Below are 17,534 nucleotides of genomic sequence, written 5' to 3' on the forward strand. Positions count from 1 at the left end.
GTGGAGCAGGACCGCTACGCCTCGCAGGCCGGCACGGCGACGTCCCGCGACAGGTCGCGGTGCCACGCGCGCTGCAGGACGGGGCCGAGCAGGCCCTCACCCGTCGCGCGGTCGATCACCGCCGGCGGGTCGCCCTGCAGGCCGACCGTCCAGTCCTCCTGCACCGCCCAGCCGCGCCCGCACACACCGGCCGGCAGCTGCTCCGCGGTCACGCGCACCCGCTGGTGCCCCTCGACCGCGGCCACGAGCGTCTGCCGCCCGCTGTTGCTCCACATCGGCGGCAGGCCGGCGTCGAGCTTGCGGTAGACGTAGACGAGCGTGTGCTCGGCCGGCGCGGCGTCCTCGACGAGGACCGCGACCGTCCGGGCCGGCACGGTGACCGTGCCGGTGGCGGCGTCCCACGTCGTGCCGCGCACGACCGCGTCCGACCCCTGCTGCTGCACGTCGGACAGGCGGTACTGCCGTCCCGCCAGTGCCGCGACCGGCACGGACACCGGCTCCGGCGAGGCGTTGAGCACGGTGAGCACCCCGTCGAGCTCCGGGTCGACGTCGGTCCCGACGGTGTCGTCCACGTGCATCGCCACGACACCCGGCAGCGCGTCCGGGCCGGAGCCCGGGAACGTCAGCTTCTCCCGGATCAGCCCGGCGTCGCCGAGGCGGAACAGAGGCGTCGACGTCCGCAGCCGCAGCAGGTCCTGCGCCGCGGCGGTGGCGGTGGCCACGTCGGCGGCCGTCGGCTGCAGGGACGCGTCCGCCAGGAGCGGGCGCATGTACGGCCACTTCGCCTCGTTCGGCCCGGCCGGCGGCAGGCCCCGGCCGAAGCCGTTGTCCTCCCCCGTCCAGTCGAGCACGTTGAACCAGTCGCCCGAGTCGTAGCTGTCCCGGTCGAGCGACTTGGACCGCAGCAGGTCCGTGCCGGCGTGCCAGAACGAGGGCGTCTGCGCCAGGGCGGTCGTCGCCAGCGAGACCGTGTTCATGCGCACGCGGTCCGCCATGGGCGTGCCGGCGGGCAGCTTGTACGTCAGCGCGTCCCACAGCGTCTCGTTGTCGTGCGCGTCGACGTAGGTGACCACCTCCTCGGGGGAGTCGGCGTACCCGGCGGGCTGCCCGTTGTAGTCGAGCTCGTCGCCCCGCTGGACGACGCCCTCGCTCGTGAGGAACGCGTAGTCGCGCAGGTTGCCCGCCATGCCGAGCCGGACGAGGTCCGTCTCGTGCGCCAGGCGCGCCGCCTGCTCCTCGGGGGTGCCGTTGACCGCCACCCCGTTGTCGTCGGTCGCCAGCCCGCTGCCGAAGCCCTGCCGGCGCGGGTCCTCGTCGAAGGGGCCGCCGCCGCGCACCGCGTCGCGGAGCCGGTCGGAGAAGGTGCCGATGCCCGTGCCGCCGAGGTTGCCCTGCCGGGCCTGCTCGAACAGCGCGTCGTCCGCCACCTCGCCGAAGTTCCAGCCCTCGCCGTACAGGTACACCGCCGACCCGTCGACGCCGTCCTCCGCCACGGTCAGCGCGTCGAGCGCCGCCCGCACCGCGAGCATCGACGCGCGGCTGTGGTGACCCATGAGGTCGAAGCGGAAGCCGTCGACCTTGTAGTCCCGCGCCCACGTGACGACGGAGTCGACCATCATCTTCTCCGCCATGGCGTGCTCCGTGGCGATGTTCTGGCAGCACGTCGACGTCTCGACCGCACCCGTGGCGCTGAGCCGGTGGTAGTACCCCGGCACCACGCGGTCGAGCACGGACCGGGCGTCCTGCCCGCTCGCGCTCGTGTGGTTGAACACCTGGTCGAGCACGACCTGCAGGCCGTCGGCGTGCAGCGCGCCGACCATCGTCCGGAACTCCGCCACGCGCGCCCCGCCGAAGGGGTCACGGGCGTAGGAGCCCTCGGGCGCCGACCAGTGCAGCGGGTCGTAGCCCCAGTTGTAGCCGTCCCCCGGGCGCACCGGCTCGATGCACTCCTGCTGCCTCTCGGAGTCCGGGGCGTAGGAGCCGAGGTCGCACGCCGGCACGTCCTGCGCCGCGCGGTCCTCCTCGATCGTGGCGATGTCGAACGTCGGCAGCAGGTGCACGGTCGTCAGACCGGCGTCCGCGAGCGCCCGCAGGTGCTCGCGACCCGCGGTGCCCTCGGCCGCGAAGGCGCCGTACGTCCCGCGCAGCTCCGCCGGCACCGTCGTGTCGGAGATGGAGAAGTCCCGCACGTGCAGCTCGTAGATCGTCTGGTCGACGGGCGCGACCACGGGCTGCGCCGCCTTCTCCCACGCCTTCGGCCGGAAGGCCTTGTCCGCGAGGTCGACGAGCACCGAGTGGGTCGAGTTCACGGTGAGCGCCACCGAGGCGGGGTCGGTCACCTCGTTGACCTCGACCTGGCCGGTCGAGGGCACGAAGACCGTCACGGCGTACCGGTACGCGGCCCCCTTCCAGGAGGACTGCCCGCGGACCGACCACGTGCCGTCCGCGGCGCGCGTCATGCCGACGCGCTGCGGGTCGGCCGTGAGGTCCGGCTGCGCGCCCTTGCGAGCAGCAGGCCACAGCAGCACGTCGACGTCCGTGGCCGTCGGCGCCCACAGGCGCAGCGTGGGCCGGTTGCCCTGCCACGACGCCCCGAGCACGGCGTCGGCCGCCGCGTCGGCGTAGAGGTCGTCGACCACGCCGGGGATCTGCACGCCGGTCGCGGCGACGAGCGCGTCGTCCGCGCCCGACCCCACGACGAGCAGCTGGCCCTGCAGGAGGGACGCGACCGTCGCCTCGTCGGGCCCGGTGCCGTCCGCCGTGCGCACCCGCAGGACCGTCGCGTCGACGAGGTGCGGGAACGCCTCCGCCAGGTCCGCCGGGAGGCCGGCCGGATCGGGCTCGAGCGCGAGCTCGGTCGCCCCCTCCGGCACGGTCACGGCGCCGTCCTCGACGACGAGCCCGCCGGACGCCGCACCCCACAGGGCGTAGGTGCCCGCCGGGAAGTCGCCCGGGACCACCAGCACGTCCTGCGCCAGCCACTGCGCGGCCGCCTGGCCGAGCCCGGCGACGCCCTCCGTCGCCCCGCCGACCGTGAGCAGGTGGGTGACGGGGTCGTAGGTCAGCGTGACGGCGTCGCCGTCCGCGACCTCGACGGGGATGTTGCCGCCGCCCGGGGCGCCGCCGGCTCCGTAGTTGACGTCCCAGGACATGCCGTGCGTCACCTTCACCTCGTAGCTGCCACCCGGCAGGGCGTCCGTCGTGTAGGTGAAGAGCCCGTCGTCGTCCGCGTCGGTCAGCATCGTGGCCAGGCAGTCCGGCGACCAGTCCGCCGGGCAGCCGAGCTCGCTCTGCAGGCTCCCCGCGAGCGTGTACACGGGGTGCATCGCGGTGGTGAAGAGGTCCTTCGTCGCCGGGTCGAAGTACATCGACACGCTGCCACCGCGGTGCGTGTACGGCACGTTGGGGCCGTTGAGCGCGCCGCCGGCGCCGAAGTTGACGTCCCAGGCGCCGTCGACGGCGGCCTTGAACTCGTAGTCGCCCGCCGGCAGCTCGAACGTGCCCTCCCAGACGCCGTCCTCCCGTGCGGTCAGCTGCGCCTGCGCGCAGGCGGGCTGCCAGTCGGCCGCGCAGCCCATCTCGCTGTTGTGGCTGCCGGGCACGGACACCGCGTCGTACAGCGGCACCTCGCCGGACCCGCCGTCGTCGACGACGCCGTCCACCGCGACGCCGACCGAGGCGAACGTCGAGGCGGCCGTGCGCGTGCCGGCGGCGTCCACGGACACCGCCCGGTACTCGACGAGGGTGCCCTCTGCCAGGTCGCGCACGTCGGTGTAGACGCGCGGCTCGTCGTCCTCCGCCGTGCCGAGCGGCGTCCACGCGTCGTCCCCGACGACGCGCCACGCGAAGGACGTCTCCGCCCACCGGTGGTCGGCCACGTCCGCCTGCACCGGCGCGAGGTCGGTGACCGCAGCGCCCGCCGAGGGCACGGTGACGGTGAGCGTCGGGTCGGCCGTCGCGGCGACCTCGCGGTCCGCCACGAGGAGCACGACCCCGCGGGCGGGCACGGTCAGCGTCACGGCGCCGGCGTCGTCGGCGGTCACGGACGCGTCCGTGCCGAGCAGCGGCTCGTAGGTCGCACCCGGGGTCAGCGTGGTCACGGTGACCTCCGCCGCCGCGTCACCGGAGTTCGCGGCGACGAGGTGCTCCACCTTCTCGTCCCGGTCCACCCGGGCGAAGGCGTACGTCGACCCCTCGGCCAGCAGCTCGACCTGGGCGCCCTGGCCGAGCGCCGGGTGCGCCTCCCGCAGCGCCGCGAGCGCCGCGATGTGCTCGTACAGCGGCGCGTCGGTGTCGTACCGGTCCACCGACCCCGCGACCTTACCGGTCAGCAGCGCCTGGTCGGCGTACTCGCCCACCTGCGTGGCGAAGAGAGACTGCCGCGCGGACTTGTCGTTGATCGACCCGTCGGCCCCGAGGCCGACGAAGCCCTGCTCGTCGCCGTAGTAGACGACGGGCTGCCCGCGGGTGAGGTACATGAGCGAGTGCGCGAGCTCCGACCGCTCGAGCGGCGCCTGTGCGGTCCGGACGAAGGCGCCGATGCGCCCCATGTCGTGGTTGCCGAGGAACGTCGGCAGGGCGGTCGCCGACGAGTCCGGCGTCGTGTACCGGTCGTCCCCGGCGAAGAGCCGCTGGAGCTGCGTGGCGGGCCCGCCGGCGGCGAACGCGCTCGTCGCCGCCTGGAAGGTGAAGTCGAGGACGGAGCTCATCTCCGTCTCGCGCACGTACGGCGCGAGCAGGGCCGGGTCGGCGTCGTACACCTCGCCGAACATGAAGAAGTCGTCGTTGCCGATCGAGCGGGCGTGGTCCATGACGCCGGCCGACCACTCCTCCCAGAACTCGCGGTTGACGTGCTTGACCGTGTCGATGCGGAAGCCGTCGATGCCGAGGTCGACCCACGTGGAGTAGACGTCGACGAAGCCGTCCACGACGCGCGGGTCCTCCGTCATGAGGTCGTCGAGCCCGTCGAAGTCGCCGTACGTCACCGACTCGCCCTCCCACGTCGTGTTGCCACGGTTGTGGTAGACGGTCGGGTCGTTCAGCCAGTCCGGGACGAGCGTCGGCGCGTCGGGCCCGCGCACCGGCGTCCGCGGGAAGGACGTCGCGGGGTCGAGCGCCGGGAAGGCGTCCGAGCCGGCCAGCGCGGCGACGTCCACGGGCGCGCCGGCGGCATCGGTCCAGGGGCGGTCGGCGATGTCGACGTAGGAGTAGTCGTCGCCCTCGTACGAGATCACGTCGGCCGTGTGGTTCGTGATGATGTCGAAGTAGACCTTGATGCCCCGCGCGTGGGCCCCGTCGATGAGCTCCGCCAGCTCCTCGTTGGTCCCGAGGTGCGGGTCGATGCGGGTGAAGTCCGTGACCCAGTAGCCGTGGTAGCCCGCGGAGGCGTCGGCCCCGGTGCCCTGGACGGGCCGGTTCGCGAAGGACGGGGTCAGCCAGATGGCGGTCGTGCCCAGGCCCTCGACGTAGTCGAGCCGGTCGATGAGGCCGCGCAGGTCCCCGCCCTGGTAGAAGCCGCGGTCCGTGGGGTCGAAGCCCGTCGTCCCGCGGTCGCCCGTCAGGCCGCCCGTGTCGTTCGCGGCGTCCCCGTTGGCGAAGCGGTCGGTCATGACGAAGTAGAAGCGCTCGTCGCTGCCCGGCTGCCGGACGGGCGGGGCGACGAGGGACGCGTCGTCGGCGCCGTACGCGCCGGCGAGGTCCAGCGGGGTCACCGCGATGCGGTGCGTCGTGTCGTCGTACGTGAACCGCACGGGGGTGCTGCCCGCGACCGTCAGCGGGACGTTCGCGTCGCCGCCGTCGCGGCCGTACGCCTCGTCCCACGCGCCGTCCAGCGCGACCTTGTACTCCCACGAGCCCGCCGGCACGACGAGGTCGGCGGCGTAGACACCGGCGGCGTCGGTGGGCGCCAGCACCGTGGCGGTGCAGTCCGGCTGCCAGTCGCCCGGGCATCCGAGCTCGGACTGCAGGGACCCGACGAGCGTCACGGTCCGCGCCGCGGCCGGCTCGACCGCGGCCGCGAGCGCGGCGCGCGCAGCACCCGCGCTGGTCAGGGCCCCGGGCCCGGCGCCCGCGGCGGGGAGCGACGCGCCGGCGAGCACGCCGGTCAGCGCGAGGGCCGCCGAGGTCGCGGCCGCCAGCGGGCGGCGCGTGCGCGCTCGTCGGCCGGTCGGCGGGGTGGGGCGGGGGTGCTGACGTGCGGGCAGGGGACGGATCCACGATGAGCGCAACGTGACTCCCTCGTCACTCGGGCCGCGGCCGGTCGGCCGACGTGCTGGAGCAGCATACCGCGCACCTCCTCTGCGGTGCAACGGTCCTGCACAGCGTGAACACGGTTTGCAGTGGCGAGGGCTGCATCTCATCTCGCGGACGCCGACCACCCGGGGAGGTGACGCTCCTCCACGACGCCTCACACGGGTAGGGGTCCCGTCGAAGGGAGGGGAACCCACGCAGCCCCTTGCCAGCAGGAGCCCTCCCATGTCCTCGACCAACCGTCGACGCCCCGCGAGGGGCGCGGCCGTCATGACCGTCCTCGGCGCGGTCCTGCTGACCATGTTGCCGGTGATGGAGCTCCTGCCGGCTGCGGAGGCGGCACCGTCCAACAAGGTGACGATCTGCCACCGGACGGCGTCCCACACGAACCCCTACCGGCGGATCACCGTGGCCAAGACGGCGGTCGACGGCGGCGGGGGCAGCGACCACACCTCGCACACCGGCGCGCCGTACAGCTCGACCACGACGTACCAGCCGAGCCAGAAGTGGGGCGACATCATCCGGCCCGTCCGCACGGGCGGCAACACCTCCACCGCCGGGCTGAACTGGCTGGTGCCCACCACGAGCACGCTCGACGCCGCCATCGCCGCGGCCGGCCTCCCCGCCACGGCGTGCCGGGGGATGACGGCGCAGAAGTTCGTCAACGTGCAGCTCGACGCCCGCGTGCCCCTGGCGGACGTCCTCGCCGACCTCAAGGAGCAGGGGACCATCGGCGACCCGGCGCCCGAGCAGATCGACACCATGGACCGGGACCCGAACCTCGGGCCCGGGGACGGCTTCACGGTCGTCGACGAGGAGACCGGCGAGGAGACGACCGCCGCACCGACGACGACGGCGCCTGGGACGACGTCCCCGGCGACCACGTCCCCCGCGACCACGCCGGCCACGACGCCCAGCGCCACGCCGTCGGAGACACCCACCGGCACCCCGTCCGGGACGCCCACGCCCACGCCGACCGTGACCCCGTCCGAGACGCCCACGGCCACGCCGACCGCGACACCCACCGCGACGCCCACCGCCACACCCACCGCGACGCCCACCGCCACACCCACCGTCACCCCGACCCCGACCCCGACGGCCACCCCCACCGCGACGCCCTCCCCGACCCCGGGCGCGCCGCTGCAGACCATCGACGGCACGGTGTGGCTGGACCTGGACGCCGACGGCGTCCAGGACGCCCGCGAGCGCGGCGTCCCCGGCATCCGCGTGCAGCTCGTGCGCACCAGCATCACGCCGGCCGACATCGCCCCCGGCGTCGGCGGCCCCGGGCGCGTCGCGTCGGCCCGCGTCGCGGCCGCGTCCACCGTGGAGGCGACCCAGGTCACCGACGCCTCCGGGGCCTTCAGCTTCGGGGAGCTGCCCGCCGGGGACTACGTCGTCGTCGCGGAGCAGCCGGCGTCCCTCGCGATCACGTACGACGAGGACCAGGACCTGGACGGGTCCGCCGCGGTGACCCTGCCCGAGGGCGGGCACGAGCAGGCGGACGTCGGGCTCGTCGGGTCCAGCACCGTGCGCTCGGCCGTCCTCACCCCCGGCGGCACGCCGGCCACGGGCGACGTCGTCGTCCGGTGGTCGGGGCTCGACGCCGTCCTGCGGACCTCGGACGACGTGCTCCTGACCGTGACGCTCGTCGACGGCGTCCTCGTCCAGGGCGGCCTGCCTTCCGGGCCGGTGTCCCTCGAGACCACCGACGGGCTGGTCTCCGCGGTGTTCACGCTGACGGACGGCGGCGCCTACACCGCCCCCGTCGCGCTCGTGCCCGCGGTCACGCCGAGCCCGACGACCGTGGCGGCGTCCCTGCCGACGCGGCTGGCGGCCACGGGCGCAGGCGTGCGCGCCGCGGCCCTCCTCGGAGGTGTCCTGCTGCTCGCCGGCAGCGGCCTCCTCCTCGTCGAGCGGCGGCGCCCGACCGCCTGAGCCCACCCGCGAGCCGACGCGCAACGGCCGGTCCCGTCCTCGACGGGGCCGGCCGTCGTCGTGCGCCCGATGCGGTGCTCGCGCCGCGCCGGACGCCGGCGGGCAGCACGCCGACAGCCGCGGGCCGGGCACCGGAATACCCCGGGGGGGTACCGTGTTCGGGTGGGCATGACGGACAGCGCGCAGCACGGGTACACCGACGCCAAGGCCGAGTACCTGCGTCGGCTCAAGCGCATCGAGGGGCAGGTCCGCGGCATCGCGCGGATGGTCGACGAGGACGTGTACTGCATCGACGTCCTCACGCAGGTCTCCGCCGTGACCAAGGCGCTGCAGGCCGTGAGCATCGGCCTCGTCGAGGACCACCTCGGCCACTGCGTCGTCGACGCCGCCCGGCGCTCCCCCGAGGAGGGCGAGGCGAAGGTCAAGGAGGCCGCCGACGCCATCGCCCGCCTCGTGCGGAGCTGAGCGCGCCGGCCGCAGGCCGTCCCGTCCGTCCCCCGACCGCGCCCAGCGACCCACCACCATCCCGAGAGGCACGCCCATGAGCACCCAGACCGTCACCACCACCCTGTCCGTCGACGGCATGACCTGCGGCCACTGCGTCCGCGCGGTCACCGAGGAGCTGTCCGCGCTGCCCGGCGTCGAGGACGTGCAGGTCGACCTCGTCGCGGGCGGCTCGTCGCCCGTGGTCGTCACCTCGCAGGGCCCGCTCGACGACGCCGCCGTCGGCGCGGCCGTCACCGAGGCCGGCTACGCCCTCACCCCGCGCCGGAGCCTGCTGTGAGCGCCCCGACGACCCGTGGCGACGGGCGTGGCGACGCGCGCGACCCGGGCGTCGTCAGCGTCGACCTCGCGGTCGAGGGGATGACCTGCGCCTCGTGCGTCGCGCGCGTCGAGAAGAAGCTCAACCGCGTCCCGGGCGCGACCGCCACCGTCAACCTCGCCCTCGAGTCCGCGCACGTCACGCTCGTGCCCGACGAGGGTGCCGGCACGTCCACGGGCACCGCCGACCCCGAGGCCCTGCTGGCCGCCGTGCGCAGCGCCGGGTACGACGCGCGCGTCACGGCCGTCCACGACCCGAACGCCCCAGTCCGGCTCACCGCCGGGCGCGCCGAGCACGGGCAGGAGCACGGGCACGGGCACGGGCACGACCCCCTCGACCACGCCCTGTCCGGCCACACCATGGCCCCCGGCCACGACATGGACCCCGACGAGGACACCTCCGCGCCGACCGACGCCCGCGGGACCGAGCTGCGGTCGCGGCTGCGCGTCGCGGCGGTGCTCACCGTGCCCGTCGTCGCCCTGTCGATGCTGCCGGCGCTGCAGTTCGGCGGCTGGCAGTGGGTGGTCGCGGCGCTGGCCCTGCCCGTGGCGACGTGGGCGGCCTGGCCGTTCCACCGCGCCGCCGCGCGTGCGGCCCGGCACCGCGCGTCGACGATGGACACGCTCGTGTCGATCGGGATCGTCGCGGCGACGGCCTGGTCGCTGTGGGCCCTGCTCCTCGGGGGCGCCGGGCGCCTCGGCATGACGATGGAGCCGACGCTCTGGCCCGCCGCCAGCGCCGCGCACGCCGGCATGCCCGAGCTGTACTTCGAGGTGGCGGCGGTCGTCACCACGTTCCTGCTGGCGGGTCGGTACCTCGAGCACCGCTCGCGCCGCCGCGCCGGCGACGCCCTGCGCGCCCTGCTCGACCTCGGCGCCAAGGACGTCACGCTGCTCGTCGCCGACGACCCCGGCGGCCGCCGCCGCGAGGAGCGCGTCCCCGTCGACCGCCTGGCCGTCGACGACCTCTTCGTCGTGCGCCCCGGGGAGAAGGTCGCCACCGACGGCGTCGTCGTCGAGGGCACGAGCGCCGTGGACACCTCGCTGCTCACGGGCGAGCCCGTGCCGGTCGACGTCGGCCCCGGCGACCCCGTCACCGGCGCGACCGTCAACAGCGCCGGCCACCTCGTCGTGCGGGCCACCCGCGTCGGCGCGGAGACGCAGCTCGCGCAGATCGGGCGCCTCGTCGCCGCCGCGCAGACGGGCAAGGCCCCCGTGCAGCGCCTCGCGGACCGCATCTCGGCGGTGTTCGTGCCCGTCGTGCTGGTGCTCGCGCTCGGCACGCTCGTCACGTGGCTCGTGCTCGGCGGCGACGTGCAGGCCGCCTTCACCGCGGCCGTCGCCGTCCTCATCATCGCGTGCCCCTGCGCGCTGGGGCTCGCGACGCCGACCGCCCTGCTGGCCGGCACGGGCCGCGGTGCGCAGCTCGGCGTGCTCATCAAGGGCCCCGAGGTGCTCGAGCGGACGCGCCGCGTCGACACGGTCGTGCTCGACAAGACCGGCACGGTGACGCAGGGCCGGATGGCCCTCGTCGACGTCGTCCCGCTGGGCGGCACCGACCGCGACGAGGCGCTGCGCCTCGCGGCCGCGGTCGAGGCCCGCGCGGAGCACCCCATCGGCCGGGCCGTCGCGGCGGCGGTCCCGGTGCCCGCCGACGACGCCCCCGTCGGCGGCGACGGCGTCGTGGTCGGCTCCGACCAGGTCCTCGACTTCCGCGCCGACGCCGGCCACGGCGTCAGCGGGGTCGTGCGGACGGCGCACTCCGGCGTCGGGCTGGGTCGGCGCGTCCTCGTCGGACGCCTCGGCTGGCTCGCCGACCAGGGCGTCGACGTCGGTCCCGCGCGCGCCGAGGTCGCGGCGGCGCAGGACGCCGGCGCGACCGCGGTCGTCGTCGCGTGGGACGGGAGCGCCCGCGGCGTGCTCGTCCTGCGCGACCCCGTGAAGGACGACGCCCGGACCGCCCTCGACGAGCTGCGCGCCCTCGGGCTGCACCCCGTCCTGCTCACCGGCGACAACGCCGGTGCCGCCCGGGCCGTCGCGGCCGAGGTGGGCATCGCGCCCGACGACGTCGTCGCCGAGGTGCTGCCCGCCGACAAGGTGGCGGTCGTGGAGCGGCTCCAGCGCGAGGGCCGGACGGTCGCGATGGTCGGCGACGGCGTCAACGACGCCGCCGCCCTGGCCGCCGCGGACCTGGGGCTGGCCATGGGCACGGGGACGGACGTGGCCATCGACGCCGCCGACCTCACGCTCGTGCGCGGGGACCTGCGGTCGGTGGGCCGCGCGATCCGGCTGTCGCGGGCGACCCTGCGGGTGATCCGCCAGAACCTGTTCTGGGCGTTCGCCTACAACGTCGCCGCGATCCCGCTGGCGGCGCTGGGCCTGCTCAACCCGATGATCGCGGGCGCGGCGATGGCCTTCTCCTCGGTGCTCGTCGTCGCGAACTCCCTGCGGCTGCGGGCGTTCGACCGCGTGCCGGCCGCCGCCCCGCGGGCGTGAGGACCGGCCTGCGGACCAGCACGAGGACCGGCACGAGAGCCGGCACGACACCGACGCCGCCCCGGCGGCGCCCAGGACTCTCCCGGGCGCCGTCCAGGGGCGGCGTCTAGCGTGCCGCGGGTGAGCGCCGACGTCCCCGCCGCAGCCGTCCCCGGAGCCGGCGCCGGAACCCCGCCCGTGTCCGGCGCGGCGTGGCGGCGACGGCTGACGGTCGAGGTGTGGATCGTGCTGGGGTTGTCGCTCGGGCGGTCCGGCGTCTACGCCGTCGTCACGATCCTCGACCGCGTGACCCGGCCCGAGGCCCTCGGCGCCCAGACCGCCACGCTGAACCCGAGCCGCGCCGACCGGCCCTGGCTCGACCTCACCTACCAGCTCCTGTCGCTCGGGTTCGCGCTCGTGCCGGTCGCGCTGGCGCTCTACCTGCTCTCCGCCCAGGGCCGGTCGGCGCTGCGGCGCATCGGGCTGGACCGGGCGCGGCCGGGCCGGGACCTGCTCGTCGGGGCCGGGCTCGCGGCCCTCATCGGGATCCCCGGGCTGGGCCTGTACGTCGTGGGGCGCCTGCTGGGCGTCACGGTCGAGGTCCGGGCCGCCGCGCTGGACGCCGCCTGGTGGACCGTGCCCGTCCTCCTGCTCTCGGCGCTGCAGAACGCGCTCCTCGAGGAGGTCGTCGCGGTCGGCTACCTCGTGGAGCGGCTGCGCGAGCTGCGGTGGGGGCCCGTGGCGACCGTCGCCGCGAGCGCCCTGCTGCGCGGGTCGTACCACCTCTACCAGGGGTGGGGGCCGTTCGTCGGCAACGTCGTCATGGGCGTCGTGTTCGCCGAGTACTACCGGCGACGAGGGCGCGTCGGCCCGCTCGTCGTCGCCCACACGCTCATGGACGCCGTCGTGTTCGTGGGCTACGCGCTGGTGCCCGACGACATCAGGACCTCGCTCGGCCTCTCGTGAGGCGCGCGCCGGACCCGGCCCGCGCGCCGGACCGGCTGCCTAGACTCGCGGCATGTCGGTGACGGACCAGCCCGCGGACCCGCGGGCCACCGACGACCCCGCGCGGCCGGACGGCGGCGCCGCCGCAGGCACCGCGCGCCGCCGGGGGGCCTCCGCGTGGGACGGACGGTCCACGCCCGTCCCCGTCGTCGGCGACGAGCCCGGGGACGGCCGGGCGCGCCGCGTGCACCACCCCTCCGACCTCGTCGACACGGTGGTCGCCGCGCTCGGCGTCGTCCTCGTCATGGTCGCCGCGGTCTACGCGCAGAACACCGCGACGGGCGTCGCGGAGGACGTCCAGGCGTCCGCCGAGCTGCTGCGCCGCGTGCTCTTCGTCCCGGTCGCGGTGCTCGAGGGCACTGTCACGCTGCTCGCGCCGCTGGCCGTCCTCACCGAGCTCGCCGTGCGCCGCCTGGGCCGGCAGGTCCTCGAGGTGCTGGCCGGCGCGGTCGCCGCGGTCGTGCTGAGCGCGGTCCTCGTCGCGCTGGTCCGGGTGCTCGGCTCCGCGGAGCTGCAGGCCGGGCTGTCCGTCGTGCGCGGCGGTGCACGCGTCGTGGAGGTGCCGGGGTACCTGGCGATGCTCGTCGGGCTGCTGACCGTCGCCGGGCCGCGCACGCGTCGCCGCAGCGTGCGGTGGTCGTGGAACGGCCTGTGGGTCGCCACGGGGGTCCTGCTCGTCACGGCTCAGGCGGCCCTGCCGGCCATCGCCGTGGCGCTCCTCGTCGGGCGCACGGCGGGGCAGGGCGTGCGGTACGCGCTGGGCGTCCGGTCCGAGCGGGCGTACGGCGTGCGGCTGGTCGAGGCCGTCCGACGGGCGGGTTTCGCCGCGGCGTCGCTACAGCGCGCGGGCGACGACGAGCCGCTCACCCGGACGACCGACCACCGCGTCTACACGCTCACCACGACCGACGGGGGCCGGCACGCCCTCGTCGCCATGGACGGGGACCGGCAGGTCGTCGGCGGGCTCGCGCGGCTGTGGCGGTCCCTGCGCCTGCGCGGGATCGAGGGCCGGTCGGTGGTGTCGCTGCGGCAGGCGGCCGAGCGGTTCGCGCTGCTCAACCACGCCGCGCAGGCGGCCGGCGTGCGGGTGCCCGCGCTCGAGGGCATGGGGCAGGCGGACGACACGATGGTGCTCGTCCTGCAGGAGCCCGCGCGCGCCCGGGCGCTGTCCGACGTCCCGGCGGCGGAGATCACCGACGCCGTCCTGCGGGCGGCCTGGGAGGAGCTGGCGCGGGCGCACGCGGCCGGGGTCGCCCACCGCGGCATCACCGCCGACGCGATCCTCCTCGCCCCGGGCGACGAGGGGACGCCCCAGGTGTGGTTCACCGCCTGGGACCAGGGCGACGTCGCCTGCTCGGACCTGGCCCGCCGGCTCGACCTCGCCCAGCTCGTCGCCGTCCTGGCGCTGCGCGTCGGCGCGACGCGGGCCATCGCCGCGGCCGCCGACGTGCTGCCCGACGCCGACCTCGTCAGCATCGGGCCGCTCCTGCAGCCCATCACCCTGCCGCGCCGGACGCGCATGGAGCTGCGCGACCACAAGGAGGTGCTGCCGGACCTGCGCGAGGAGCTCGTCGCCCGCATCCCCGAGGCGGACGTCGCACCCGAGCAGCTGACGCGGTTCGGCGCGCGGACGCTGCTGTCGATCCTCGTGACGATCCTCGCGCTGTTCGTCGTCCTCACGTCGATCAACGTCTCGACGATCGCGGAGGCGCTCGAGCAGAGCGATTGGCGGTGGAGCGTCGTGGCGTTCGCGCTGGGGCTGGTGACGCTGCTGGGAGCGGCGCTCACGATCGTCGCGTTCTCGCCGGTGCGGCTGTCGGTGTGGCGGGCGACGATCGTGCAGACGGCCGCGACCTTCGTCGCCCTGGCCGCACCCGCCGGGGTGGGGCCCGCGGCCCTCAACCTGCGCATGCTCACACGGCGGGGGGTGAGCACGTCGCTCGCCGGCGCCACCGTCGCGCTCGTGCAGGTGAGCCAGTTCGTCGTCACCGTCCTGCTGCTGCTGGGGCTGTCCGTGGTGACCGGGCGGGGCGAGGAGTCGACGCTGCCCATCTCGCCCGCGATGCTCGTGGCGGTGGGCGTCATCGCGGCCCTCGTCGCCGCCGCGCTGCTGGTGCCCAAGGTCCGGCAGTGGGCGGTCGCCCGGATCCTGCCGGTGCTCGCGCAGACCTGGCCGCGGCTCATCGCGGTGCTGGGGCAGCCGTGGCGGCTGGCGCTGGCCGTGACGGGGAACCTCGTCATGACGCTGGGGTACGTGTTCGCGCTGGACGCGTGCCTGGCCGCGTTCGGGCGGGACGCGCTGCTCGTGCCCGTGGCGCTGGCGTACCTGGCGGGCAACACCGCGGGCTCGCTGGTGCCGACCCCCGGCGGCGTGGGCACGGTCGAGCTGGCGCTGGCCGGTTCGCTGGCGAGCCTGACGGGTGTGAACGTCGGCATCGCGACGTCCGTGGCGGTGCTGTTCCGCGTGCTGACCTACTGGCTGCGGGTGCCGCTGGGCTGGGCCGCGATGCGGTACCTGCAGAAGCGGGGCGAGCTGTAGGGCCGGTCCGGCCGGCCCGGGTCGGCGTCGATGTCCTCCCGGGCCGTGGTGGTGCGTCAGGGGGTGGAGTGGCCGCACGGGCCACGGCTGAGGAGGAACGACCATGCAGTTCGTGCTGTTCATCTGCACCGACCCGACCGGTGAGCCCTACGACGAGTCGGCCGACGACGTCGAGGCCTGGTTCACGACGCTGCAGGAGCAGGGCCGGCACCTGGCCGGGGACCGGCTGCGGCCCGTCGAGGACGCCGTCACCGTGCGCGTCCGCGGTGGCGACCGCCTGGTGACCGACGGCCCGTTCGCCGAGACGCGGGAGTGGATCGCGGGCTTCGACCTGGTCGAGGCGGCGGACCGGGACGAGGCGGTGGCGATCGCGGCGGCCCACCCGATGGCGCGGTTCGGGCGCATCGAGGTCCGCGCCGTCTGGCCGCTGTGAGCCGTGCCGGCGGGGGCGGGTGCTGGGGCGGGTGCTGCGGCGGTGCCGGTGGCCGACGCGCCCGTCGCTGACACGTCGGTCGCGGCCGCCCTCGCTCGGGCGGTCGCGACCGACCACGCGCGGGTCATGGCCGCCGTCATCGCGACGGTCGTCGACTGGCAGGTGGCCGAGGACGCCGTGCAGGACGCCTGCGAGCGCGCGCTGACGGCGTGGGCGCGCGAGGGCGTGCCCGCCAACCCTGCGGGGTGGCTGGTGACGACCGCTCGTCGTCGGGGCATCGACCTGCTGCGCCGGGCCGGGGGGCGCCGCGCGACGCTGCAGCGGTACGGGGTCGCGGTGGAGCGGGGGCTGCTGGAGCCGGCCGGGCCCGGCGAGGCGGAGGACCCCGACGAGCGCGTCGGCGACGACCGGCTGCGGCTCGTGCTCACGTGCGCGCACTCCGTCCTGCCGCTCGGGTCGCGCGTCGCGCTGACGCTGCGGACGGTGCTGGGCTGGACGCCCGACGAGATCGCGCGCGCGTTCCTCGTCTCGGAGGCGGCCGTCGCCAAGCGGCTGGTGCGGGCGCGGGCGGCCCTGGCCTCGTCGGGCCTGCCGTACCGGGTGCCGGGACCGGCCGAGCTGCCCGAGCGGGTCGACGGGGTGCTGGCGGTGGTCTACCTCGTCTTCACCGAGGGGTACGCCGACCCCGCGAGCCGCGGGGCCCTCGCGCCGGAGGCGGTCCGGCTGGCGCGGCTGGTGCGGGACCTGCTCGACCCCGCGCGGCCCGAGCGCCTGGAGGCGTCGGGGCTGCTCGCGCTGCTGCTGGCCCAGCACGCGCGGCACGGGGCACGGGTGGGGCCGGACGGCGGGACGGTCCCGCTGGACCGTCAGGACCGGTCGCTGTGGGACCGGGCGGCGCTGGCCGAGGCCGAGGGGCTCGTCGCCGACGTGCTGCAGCACGCCGCGCACAGCCGGCGCCCCGTGGGGCGGTACACGCTGCAGGCGGCGATCGCCCTGGAGCACGACCGGCCGTCGACCGCGCAGGAGACGGACTGGGTGCGGATCGCGCGGCTGCACGAGCTGCTGAACCGGCTCGACGACGTGCCGGCGCAGCGCATCGCGTGGGCCGTGGCGGTCGGGCGGGCCGAGGGGCCCGAGCGCGGGCTGGCGGTGCTCGACGGCGTGCGGCGCGGCGAGCGGCTGCACCTGCTGCACGCGGCGCGCGGGGACCTGCTGGAGGCGGCCGGGCGGTGCGACGAGGCCGCGGCCGCCTACGCGCGGGCCGCCGAGCTCGCTCCCGGTGAGGTGGAGGGGCGGGTCCTGCGCGCGCGGTCGGAGGGGCTGGCGCGGGGGCCCGTCACAGCGGGGCCAGGCGCCGCCTGAGGAGGCAGAAGACGTTGCCCTCCGGGTCCTGCAGCACGTGCCAGGACTCCTGGCCGGTCTGCCCGACGTCCGCGGGCCGCGCGCCGAGCGCGAGGAGCCGCTCGAGCTGATCCGGCACGCCATGCCGTCACCGGTCCTCTCCTCGGGTCCGACGTCGGCGGGCCGCGCGCTCGTGGCACCGCCGGGGGACGGTGCCACGAGGCGTGGGTCAGGCGGCGACCGTGGGGCGCTGCGTCGGGACGCCGGCGGCGGCGACGCGCGAGGCCATGCGCGCCCAGGCCTGCACACGGGCGGCGGGGAGGGCGACGACGCGGTCGGTGACGAACTCGTCGACGAGGCCGGTGTCGGTCGGCTCGAGGGAGAAGCGCTCCATGGCGGTGTCCTGTCTGTTCGGTGGCCCGGCTGACCGTCGTGGGTCCCGTGGCTTTGCGTCCCCTCCTTGCGGAGGGTTTGCCGTTTCGCTGACGGAGGAGACAATACGGCAGCGCCCTACCCCGGTGCGAGCCCCTGCCGCGGCTTTTCACCCCCGACACGCCGACAGATCGCGTGATCCACAGCCGGCACCGGTCGGGAGGACGACGGATCAGCAGGTCAGGGCCGTCCGACGGCCGGATCGGGTGCGGTGGGCCGTCAGGGTGGCGCCACCGCAGAAGTCCTCCGCGGTGCGCCGACCGGGTGACGCGGACGGCGGTCGCCCGCCGCCCGCGGCCG

10 protein-coding genes, 1 pseudogene and 1 riboswitch are annotated in these 17,534 nt (G+C 75.9%); of the genes and pseudogenes, 8 read left to right on the top strand and 3 right to left on the bottom strand.

The features are described 5' to 3' along the window. Positions 1 to 14: 14 nt before the first annotated feature. Complete coding sequence (gene pulA, locus BM048_RS09535) at positions 15 to 6,098, bottom strand: pullulanase-type alpha-1,6-glucosidase (RefSeq protein ID WP_239078763.1); 6,084 nt, start codon at positions 6,096 to 6,098, stop codon at positions 15 to 17. A 376-nt stretch (positions 6,099 to 6,474) separates the two neighbouring features. Between pulA and BM048_RS09540 the strand changes: the two genes are divergently transcribed. The 8 genes from BM048_RS09540 (at position 6,475) to BM048_RS09575 (ending at position 16,823) form a co-directional block, all read left to right on the top strand. Next, positions 6,475 to 8,187 carry an SdrD B-like domain-containing protein gene (locus BM048_RS09540; RefSeq protein WP_090032668.1) on the top strand — a complete coding sequence of 571 codons (1,713 nt, stop codon included), beginning with the start codon at positions 6,475 to 6,477 and terminating at the stop codon, positions 8,185 to 8,187. Positions 8,188 to 8,355: 168 nt separating this feature from the next. Continuing rightward, the gene (locus BM048_RS09545) at positions 8,356 to 8,652 is read left to right on the top strand and encodes a metal-sensitive transcriptional regulator (protein WP_090032766.1); all 297 of its coding nucleotides are present in this window, start codon (positions 8,356 to 8,358) and stop codon (positions 8,650 to 8,652) included. A gap of 76 nt (positions 8,653 to 8,728) precedes the next feature. Then, positions 8,729 to 8,971 carry a heavy-metal-associated domain-containing protein gene (locus tag BM048_RS09550; RefSeq protein ID WP_090032670.1) on the top strand — a complete coding sequence of 81 codons (243 nt, stop codon included), beginning with the start codon at positions 8,729 to 8,731 and terminating at the stop codon, positions 8,969 to 8,971. After that, positions 8,968 to 11,505 (top strand): heavy metal translocating P-type ATPase, encoded by a 2,538-nt coding sequence (locus BM048_RS09555; RefSeq protein WP_275407335.1) that lies wholly within the window; start codon positions 8,968 to 8,970, stop codon positions 11,503 to 11,505. The genes BM048_RS09550 and BM048_RS09555 overlap by 4 nt, the downstream gene beginning before the upstream one ends. 177 nt (positions 11,506 to 11,682) lie before the next feature. Next, positions 11,683 to 12,450 carry a CPBP family intramembrane glutamic endopeptidase gene (locus BM048_RS09560; protein WP_239078777.1) on the top strand — a complete coding sequence of 256 codons (768 nt, stop codon included), beginning with the start codon at positions 11,683 to 11,685 and terminating at the stop codon, positions 12,448 to 12,450. A gap of 52 nt (positions 12,451 to 12,502) precedes the next feature. Beyond that, positions 12,503 to 15,028: a lysylphosphatidylglycerol synthase transmembrane domain-containing protein gene (locus tag BM048_RS09565; RefSeq protein WP_090032671.1), complete on the top strand. Its 2,526-nt coding sequence runs from the start codon at positions 12,503 to 12,505 to the stop codon at positions 15,026 to 15,028. A gap of 103 nt (positions 15,029 to 15,131) precedes the next feature. Beyond that, entirely contained in the window at positions 15,132 to 15,461 is a 330-nt protein-coding gene (locus BM048_RS09570; protein ID WP_090032673.1) for a YciI family protein, read from the top strand. 126 nt (positions 15,462 to 15,587) lie between these two features. Beyond that, entirely contained in the window at positions 15,588 to 16,823 is a 1,236-nt protein-coding gene (locus BM048_RS09575) for an RNA polymerase sigma factor (RefSeq protein ID WP_090032770.1), read from the top strand. On the opposite strand, the pseudogene BM048_RS09580 reads toward BM048_RS09575, so the two are convergent. Both BM048_RS09580 and BM048_RS18170 read right to left on the bottom strand, forming a co-directional pair. Further along, positions 16,798 to 16,932 (bottom strand): annotated as a pseudogene (locus BM048_RS09580) (VOC family protein); the annotation flags it as partial. The gene BM048_RS09575 and the pseudogene BM048_RS09580 overlap by 26 nt on opposite strands. A gap of 99 nt (positions 16,933 to 17,031) precedes the next feature. Further along, positions 17,032 to 17,196: a hypothetical protein gene (locus tag BM048_RS18170; protein ID WP_175499452.1), complete on the bottom strand. Its 165-nt coding sequence runs from the start codon at positions 17,194 to 17,196 to the stop codon at positions 17,032 to 17,034. 16 nt (positions 17,197 to 17,212) lie between these two features. After that, positions 17,213 to 17,288: riboswitch (cyclic di-GMP riboswitch) on the bottom strand. Positions 17,289 to 17,534: the final 246 nt, after the last annotated feature.

This window comes from Cellulomonas marina, from assembly GCF_900111925.1.
GTDB classification, from domain to species: domain Bacteria; phylum Actinomycetota; class Actinomycetes; order Actinomycetales; family Cellulomonadaceae; genus Cellulomonas; species Cellulomonas marina.

Bases quoted from the DNA above. Each gene is read 5' to 3' on its own strand.
- BM048_RS09540 (WP_090032668.1), top strand. From the start codon at position 6,475: ATGTCCTCGACCAACCGTCGACGCCCCGCGAGGGGCGCGGCCGTCATG.
- BM048_RS09545 (WP_090032766.1), top strand. From the start codon at position 8,356: ATGACGGACAGCGCGCAGCACGGGTACACCGACGCCAAGGCCGAGTAC.
- BM048_RS09550 (WP_090032670.1), top strand. From the start codon at position 8,729: ATGAGCACCCAGACCGTCACCACCACCCTGTCCGTCGACGGCATGACC.
- BM048_RS09565 (WP_090032671.1), top strand. From the start codon at position 12,503: ATGTCGGTGACGGACCAGCCCGCGGACCCGCGGGCCACCGACGACCCC.
- BM048_RS09570 (WP_090032673.1), top strand. From the start codon at position 15,132: ATGCAGTTCGTGCTGTTCATCTGCACCGACCCGACCGGTGAGCCCTAC.
- BM048_RS09575 (WP_090032770.1), top strand. From the start codon at position 15,588: ATGGCCGCCGTCATCGCGACGGTCGTCGACTGGCAGGTGGCCGAGGAC.
- BM048_RS18170 (WP_175499452.1), bottom strand. From the start codon at position 17,196: ATGGAGCGCTTCTCCCTCGAGCCGACCGACACCGGCCTCGTCGACGAG.